Genomic DNA, 277 nt, shown 5'->3' with positions numbered 1-277 from the left:
TAACCAGGTCATTGCAGCTGCGGATATCCCGAACCTGGTCTTTACGCCAGATGCCAACGCTAATGGCGCCGGTTATGCCAGTTTTGATTTCACCGTCAGTGATGGCTCGCTGGAGAGCACCGCAGAAACCATGACGTTAAATGTCACGGCGGTGAATGATGCACCCACAACCGCCGATCATGCGGTGACAATGGATGAGGATGCGAGCCATACCTTTTCAGCCAGTGAGTTTGGTTTCGCTGACATTGATGGCGATGCCTTGCATTCCATCAAAATT

The 277-nt window shown here is 51.6% G+C and carries 1 protein-coding gene; it reads left to right on the top strand.

Translation table 11 applies throughout. The features are described 5' to 3' along the window. On the top strand, positions 1-277 hold a 277-nt coding region (locus tag AC27K1_RS21810), incomplete at both ends, for a cadherin-like domain-containing protein (protein ID WP_487152898.1).

It is taken from the genome of Kistimonas ophiarachnellae, from assembly GCF_057552235.1.
The sequence above is the reverse complement of the archived record's forward strand: the minus strand, read 5'-3'. Positions and strand labels throughout refer to the sequence as shown.